The sequence below is a fragment of the Endozoicomonas sp. ONNA2 genome (assembly GCF_024606365.1).
Taxonomy (GTDB): Bacteria; Pseudomonadota; Gammaproteobacteria; order Pseudomonadales; family Endozoicomonadaceae; genus Endozoicomonas.
The window spans coordinates 1-7,177 of the sequence record NZ_JAHHPO010000888.1 but is presented as its reverse complement, the minus strand read 5'-3'; the positions used below and the strand labels follow the sequence as shown (position 1 = coordinate 7,177).

5 protein-coding genes are annotated in these 7,177 nt (G+C 46.9%); 2 read left to right on the top strand and 3 right to left on the bottom strand.

Translation table 11 applies throughout. From position 1 onward, the window contains the following. Positions 1-487: 487 nt before the first annotated feature. Together KDK14_RS15820 and KDK14_RS15815 are read right to left on the bottom strand one after the other, a co-directional pair. Positions 488-1,525, bottom strand: coding sequence for an ankyrin repeat domain-containing protein (locus tag KDK14_RS15820; protein WP_257266140.1), 1,038 nt, complete (start codon positions 1,523-1,525; stop codon positions 488-490). Positions 1,526-1,628: 103 nt separating this feature from the next. Next, positions 1,629-3,482, bottom strand: coding sequence for a hypothetical protein (locus KDK14_RS15815; protein ID WP_257266139.1), 1,854 nt, complete (start codon positions 3,480-3,482; stop codon positions 1,629-1,631). 276 nt (positions 3,483-3,758) lie between these two features. Between KDK14_RS15815 and KDK14_RS15810 the strand changes: the two genes are divergently transcribed. Further along, on the top strand, positions 3,759-4,238 hold the full coding sequence (locus KDK14_RS15810) for an ankyrin repeat domain-containing protein (protein ID WP_257266138.1): 480 nt from the start codon (positions 3,759-3,761) through the stop codon (positions 4,236-4,238). Positions 4,239-4,675: 437 nt separating this feature from the next. Here the strand turns inward: KDK14_RS15810 and KDK14_RS15805 are convergent, their stop codons facing one another. Beyond that, the gene (locus tag KDK14_RS15805; RefSeq protein ID WP_257266137.1) at positions 4,676-5,797 is read right to left on the bottom strand and encodes a DUF3080 domain-containing protein; all 1,122 of its coding nucleotides are present in this window, start codon (positions 5,795-5,797) and stop codon (positions 4,676-4,678) included. A gap of 71 nt (positions 5,798-5,868) precedes the next feature. Here KDK14_RS15805 and pdxB point away from each other — a divergent pair, with 71 nt between their 5' ends. Further along, the gene (pdxB, locus tag KDK14_RS15800; RefSeq protein WP_257266136.1) at positions 5,869-7,029 is read left to right on the top strand and encodes a 4-phosphoerythronate dehydrogenase PdxB; all 1,161 of its coding nucleotides are present in this window, start codon (positions 5,869-5,871) and stop codon (positions 7,027-7,029) included. The last annotated feature ends 148 nt before the right edge of the window (positions 7,030-7,177 follow it).

Below are 7,177 nucleotides of genomic sequence, written 5' to 3'. Positions count from 1 at the left end.
TAGCTAAATATCCTATTATCGGGATGATCGTTCGACCGATTCTGTCGCCCTGGCTTCAGCATACCGATACACATTTTGGTCAAACCGTTCATTAACGTTATCAGTGGAAATGTCTTGCTATTGGCCCCAAGATTTAACTGATCATTGACATTATAAGAACCTTTGCGGCTGATATTGGTATAAGCGCCCACAGGGTATGTTCATTTTACGTCGTCATTAATTAATGGAATATAAACCGGGATTATTTTTAGACCATAAAGTCAACTAAAGGTTCCGGTAAAAATCAGTATCCCGGGCTTAAATTGTATAAGGAGACTATCCGAAAACAGATTGCCCTACTGCGGTGGCAGCAAATTGGTCTAAAATTCGGTTTTGTAAGGTGAATACCTCGAAGGACACAAGTAGCGGGGCTATCTGCCGAACAAAAGCGGATTTTTCAACAAATAGCCCCGATATTCTCGGGCAGCCTCTTTAAAGCTGCCAATCCTCACAAAATAGAGCAAGGCCATCCAAGGTCATGCCATGTTTTTGCCCCTTTTTCAAGCAGGAGTTCTTTGCATGGGATGCGGTTTTCCTTGATGGCTTGGTCCAGGGGTGTAAAGCCGAGCTTATTGGTGGCGTTGATATCCACTTCCGTGCTGGTGAGCAGTGCTATCACGCTATCTATTTTGCCACTGGCGGCTGCACAGTGCAGGGGGGTGTTGCCGAAAACATCTTTGGCATTGACATCCACTTTGCGGTGTTTGAGCATTTCCAGCACAATCTTGTTAAAACCCCTACAGGCTGCAAAGTGCAGAGGCGTCTGCTGGTCATCATGGAGGGCATTGGCGTTCACTTTCTCGTGATTGAGCAGTGCTATTACGCTACCGATTTTGTTTTCCCAGACTGCATGGTGCAGAGGTGACCAGTCACACTGAGCGGTGGCATTGACCTCCACCTGATCGTTATTCAGCAGTAATGTCAGGCTGTTGGGCTTTCCTTTTCTGGCAGCGTGGTGCAGGGGGGTGCGGCGCAGATCATCGGTGTCATTGACATCGGCACCGAATTCAATGAGAGTTTGCAGGCAATCGCTTCTGTCAAAAAGCACAGCCTGGTGTATTGGCTTCGTGCCAGACATACCGCGGGCATTGAGATCTGCACCTGCCTTGCACAAGCGCATCACTTCTTCGACTTCATTTTTCATGAAGGCTTTAAACAGCAGGTCGAAGGAATTAGCCGAGTCAATACAACGATCACCGTGTATCTGCAGACTCTGTTCCGGGCCTTGCATAGCAACGGAATCAGGCTTTATTTTCAGAGGAGGGATTTCCGAGGTTGATTGGAGGTGTTGATAATCAGCGCAACTCCGCTGTTTCAGATTGGGCTGCCCATGTTCATCTGTCTGGGGAATACCATCTGTCAGAAACTGGTGTTTATCCTCAGACAATTCGACCCGTGGCCACTGGGCAAATTGACTTGCCCTGCGGCCCTCGTCATGGCTGATTGTGTTAGATGGCGGATTGTTGGTGTTGCCCTGGATATTCATCTTTGCACCTCTATCTTAAATCGCAAATGCGCGGTTCAGGAAAATCAGTTAGGATCTTGAATTTTTTGCTGGCAGCATCCTGCCGCCACAGGTAAACGTATGTTTATCTGTCAGACGGAATAAAAAAGGCCCGGATGGCTATCTCCTTATTATGTCTGAATATAGGATGGCTTAAATCATTTTGATCTTCTTCAAGCCCCATTATCTCAAAGAAGTTTGTTTCATTGGTGCGTGTACCACAAACATAAGAGCGAGCATTTCTTGGTACTTTGTTTAAAGATTTCACTGTGATAATCGTGGATGCATCCTCTGGCAGGTCCGATGTGTTTTGGTTTGCAATGGAGGGTCTTCTATCCACGAGTGACACATGAATTTTTCCGGATACCGGCCAGTTCAGTTTAGCGTCATGATTGCCAGGCATAAGCTGTGCGTAAATCCCTGCTCTGGTATGATTTGATTCGTAAGTACCGTGAGTATTCAGGATTAGTTTGAAGCGGTAGCCGGTCTTTTCTGGTGAAGTATTAAAAATTGGGCTCTCTATTGCGTACTCAGTGTAGTGATGGCTTTTGCGCCTTTGTGGATAGTTTCGGATTGGCCAGGAGATCAGGCCAGAACCACCAATCACGCTGTATGGCGAGTCAATAACATCGGGTTTGATCTGAGCTGCTGGCACCACCTCTATCGTTGTGCGGCTTTTGGCGTCCAAAAAGCAAGGTTGTCCCTCCCGATTCGGTGGTTTCAAAAGGTTGAGTGGGCAAAATTTTTCAAAACCTGCGAGGGGAAGTGGAGTTTTACCCGGGAATCCCCGGCATTCGTCTGGCACTCTTGATAGATGTATTGTCTTTTCAATATGCTGATTTTTTTTGAGATCTTTCATCTTGAATGTCATGGACTCTTTACAGGGCCACATGTCCTTATCAACCTTGTCTGCACCAATCACACGAACATACAAGCCGAGATAGTCAGAATTTCTCACTAATGACAGCTGAAATGTATAGTTGTTGTAGGTGAAGGGTTCACTGGATTGTAATATACCGGGTTTATCAAGATTTGTAGCATGACTGAATTTCCATGAATGGACTATTTGTTCAGTGCTTCCGGTTGCTGATGTTTGGGATATGGCGGAGGCTGATCTTTGGGACATGGCAGAAGCCGATGTTTGGGCGGCTGCCATTGGAACAACCTTCGTTGTATTATCCAGTTTGGGATTCCGGGTTATGGCTTGCGCTACGGTATTTGGCGTTTGGTTTATAAATCCGGAGGGCTGGGCTGATTGTTGATCATTGCAAAGCGTTGCTATGACCGCTGACAATGAGGCATTCTCGTTTTCGGCATGTGCCAGTGAGTTATTAAGCATTTCAACATTCAGGTTCAATGATGAAATCTCCTTTTGCAAACGCTCAATCTCATCCATCATAGTGACCACGTGAGTCCTGAGGGCTTTTGATTCTCTGGCTTCACCGTGCAGTATTCCAGTATTGTGTGCATATCGAGCTTTAAGATAATTATTTTCTTCTAGCAGATAGGCTTCTGTTGATCTGCAGTTGAGCTTATGTGCAGACTTATAATTTTTGAAACGTCCTCGCCAGCCGCATTCTGGTGCCAGACAATGGACAACGGCATCATCGACTTCTCTGCGATGAAGTATGTCAGGGAACATATCCTCTAATTTAGTGTGGGGGTTACAGCCAGCTACCGGACAGATGATGATTTTCCTGTCGTTGATATCTTTAACATTTGCCAGCGCACACTGCTTACAAGCAAGATGTCCACAGGATAACTGTTGAGGATTGTTAAGTATGTGACGAATTGGGTCAGGACATGGACAAATCAACTGATTTCGTTTTTCAGGATCGGTAATCAGATTGCCCGGATGTGGATAGACTGACGCAAGTTCGGGCATGGGTTCATCAAACTTTGGTGGCCCTCCTAATGTCATTGATGGTGATGTGATCATATTGATATACCTGAATGTTTAAATTTCAAAAATATTTAATTTTGTTTAATTCTGAAAGTAGCCCTGAATATTTGACCCGTTTTTTTTAATTAAGTTCCTTTTTGATTTTTTCCTGGTTAAAACGTTGTAAATCTTCACCAGTCTCGCGGGTGAATGGACCGTAAGCATAGTGGTCATGGCCGGACAAGTACAGGTCTTGAGATACTGTTTACGATGCCAGGAAACTTTTTAATGAATTTTCAGTCAAAATGGAAATTTATTTTTTTCGGAAAATCAATGTACCCAAACATAACGACTAAAGCCGATGCCTTGCTTGACAATGCAACTTCCGGTTTGCACACAGAACCCAATCACTTTGGTAAATCAGGTGATTTTCAGGGTCGTACCAGCTCCGGCACCGGCGGTAGCAACCCTGACAACAATCTCTCAGTTGCTGATTTTTGCAAAAATTCAACCCATGATTGTTCGCCTTTGGAGTCGGGCGATCAAGTGCAATCGGCCGAACAGCGACTACTGCAGCAGTTTGTCCGAACGAAATCTGGTAAAAGGCTGTACAGAAAAGCTGTTGCGAATAATCTGGTGGCCCTTGAACGTCTGTTGAGAGAGGCAGGTGTTAATATCAATCATCAAAGTTCTAAAAGTGGCAACACGCCAATAATGGCAGCAGCCCGGTCCGGGCATTGGGCAATGGTCAGTTTATTGCTTGGTGAAGAAGCCAGTGTGAATATACAAAATAAATCGAATTATCATTTATGACTTGAATTCAGGGGAGTTGATTTTTTGCGCCAGGAGAGACTACAAGATTACCGCTGCCCAGCAACAGGTACTAACTTTAGAAGTGCTTCGTCGTCAGCCTGAAGTCCGGATCAAGCTCGCCAGAGGCAGGGAGACAAAGTTACTTGCGATGTATGCATTCGAATATGCGGTTATGAGAAACGATCAGTTGTTGTGCCAGGCTTTGCTCGTAGCAAATGCTCCTCTGGTTAGTGCATTAAAAGAACAGTGATATTTATGACAACTGCTTTATCCTCGAGAAGCTAAAACAGCGTGGTGCAATGGTGCTTCCTGCATCTCGTGTGAAAAAAAGGCAGCAAAAAAGAAGCATGGTTATTCTTCCAGTTCCACCAGTGCTGTCGTCGGTGATTGTGATTAACAGTGAGATGGGTGGTTGGCCAAATCATTTGGCCAACTATTTAGTGGCTCTGATTCATCTGCAGCGCCGGTGCTTTGCCACATTGATCCAGAAATTCTGCCCAGATCGTCGTATGGTGTTTGATGCTCTGTTCCAGCTGATACCAGGGGCTGTTAATGTTTAACGCTTGCGTGATCAAGCTGAGATAGCGTCGCATTTCTTCCTGTGGTGCTGCTGGCAAGAGGGAGAGCAGGCGATTGATGTCATTTCGGATAATGATTCCCTGCTGATCAACCCTGGCAAGATAGGGCTGAATCTTTTCCCGATAAAACAATCGAAAGACGTTGTATAGCCTTTCTGCTTCCGCAGGGTCAGCAGCAGGGCAAACAGGCCCTTTTTTCAGGCGAAGCTGCAATATATTGGCAGCGTTGTCTAGTGTCTGGCTTAACAGGGCGGCTGTGTAGATGAGTTCTCCCAGGTACCGGTTGGCGGCAACCTGTTGCAAGTGATTCTCCAGATCAGTGGAGGTATAGGGGGGCTCAACTAATTGATGGGGTAGTAACCGGGTGAGGTAATTGAGTGCTTCACGGGTTCCCTGAAAATTCGCCTGATCGTTAGTGGAGAGCAACCTGCCCTGGCTGTTCAGCTGTTTGCTGACTTCAGTGTTGGCAAATACCAGATTCCACTCAATGGCTGGAAACGTTGCCTGTTTTTCCCTGAGTATCTGTTGAAGTTTGGCAGTGACTTCCCGGTTTTGATCGGTTTGCCCTAAAGAGTCGATGCATTGGGGGATTAATGATAACAGGGTTTTCTCATAGAAATAGTGTTGCGAGGGTAACATCTGCTTGCCCAGGCTGCTGTTCCTGTAGGCCACAGCCTGGCTAAGGGGAGGGCATTTGAGCAAATCCAGTGCTTCCAGGGCTTTTATACGGATATCGGGTGCCGGGTAAGCACGTTGCCTTAATGGGGGCAGTTTGGGTATGGCGAAGTCTGGTTCAGGGATATCGATACCGGTAACCCGGCTGAGTCGGCGGATGTATTCCGCAAGAAAATACCCAGGCGACGTGTGGTCTGAGCATCCGGACAGGTTCAGGGTGAAGACTAATATCAGGATAGGCAACCGGTTTACCGTTATCCTGATCACTGGACCCTCAGGCAGGGATGCTATTTTTGATGCTTTCATGCTGGTATAACATAGCCAATTTATTACTTTTTAGCTTTCTTTAAACGCTGGTTGTTAATGACAACAATTTTATGAAAATCGTTGCTGATGAAAATATTCCTTTGTTGATGGAGTGCTTTGGGGCGATGGGGGAGGTAGTTGCACTGCCCGGCCGTAGTATTTCACCGGAGGATCTGCAGGATGCGGATGCCTTGCTGGTAAGGTCGGTGACCAAAGTCAGCAGGCAACTGGTAGAGAACAGTTCGCTGAAGTTCGTTGGGACTGCCACAGCAGGCTTTGATCATATAGACCGGAAGTATCTTGCCAGCCGGGGAATTGCCTTCAGCCATGCACCGGGCTGCAATGCCACGGCAGTGGTTGAATACGTTCTGGCGGCTTTGGATATTCTGGCAGAACGTGACGGTTTTCAACTGCGTGAACGTAAAGTGGGCATCATTGGCAAAGGGCAGGTGGGTGGTCGTCTGTATCAGACGATGGCGCGTCTTGGGGTAGAAGTCTGTGCCTGTGACCCTTTGCTGGAATTGAAAGAAGGTAACGGTGGCCGTTTTGTCAGTGTTGATAAACTGATTGAGTGTTCGGATGTCATTTGTCTTCATACACCGCTGACAGTAGATGGTCCTTATCCTACCCATCATCTGCTTGGTGAACAGCAACTTCAGGCGATGAAACCGGGAACGGTGTTGATTAATGCCGGGCGGGGGGCGGTAATTGATAACACCGCATTAAAGCACTGTCTGCGCGAGCGTGAAGATCTGACCGTCGTACTGGATGTCTGGGAATATGAACCGGATGCCGACCCGGAATTGATAGCCCGGATAGATATTGCCACTCCCCATATCGCTGGCTATAGCCTGGACGCAAAGATTCGCGGTACAGAGATGATTTACAAGGCACTGTGCCAGTATTTTGGGCTTCCTGCCCGTGTTCGTCTGCCGGCGATTACGCCATTGCCGGTACTGAAACAGATGAAGTTCAGTGAGGGAATGACTTTTTCAACAACCTGTTCAATAGCGATCCGTGCTATTTACGACATTCGTCGTGATGATGCCATGATGCGAAAGGGGCTGATGGGGTTTGAAGAGTCCCAGCGCAAGGTGAAGTTTGATTTGCTCCGAAAAAATTACCCGGAACGTCGTGAATTCTCTACTCTGCGGGTGGAGTTGAAAAACTGTGCGCCAGCGTTAGTGAATGTCTTTCAGGCATTGCAGTTCAAGGTTGGGGATGAACTGTGAATGGCGTTCATTTCTCAAAAAGCCTCTTTTTCGAAAAAGCATTCCCGCTAACCTGAGTCCACCTCCTGAACTAATCAAACCGGGCGGGTCTGGCCAGGAGGCTGTCCGAGAATAGCGCCCGACTGGGCGTCCCCGTAGCGACGATGGC

Bases quoted from the DNA above. Each gene is read 5' to 3' on its own strand.
- pdxB (WP_257266136.1), top strand. From the start codon at position 5,869: ATGAAAATCGTTGCTGATGAAAATATTCCTTTGTTGATGGAGTGCTTT.
- KDK14_RS15820 (WP_257266140.1), bottom strand. From the start codon at position 1,525: ATGAATATCCAGGGCAACACCAACAATCCGCCATCTAACACAATCAGC.
- KDK14_RS15810 (WP_257266138.1), top strand. From the start codon at position 3,759: ATGTACCCAAACATAACGACTAAAGCCGATGCCTTGCTTGACAATGCA.
- KDK14_RS15815 (WP_257266139.1), bottom strand. From the start codon at position 3,482: ATGATCACATCACCATCAATGACATTAGGAGGGCCACCAAAGTTTGAT.
- KDK14_RS15805 (WP_257266137.1), bottom strand. From the start codon at position 5,797: ATGAAAGCATCAAAAATAGCATCCCTGCCTGAGGGTCCAGTGATCAGG.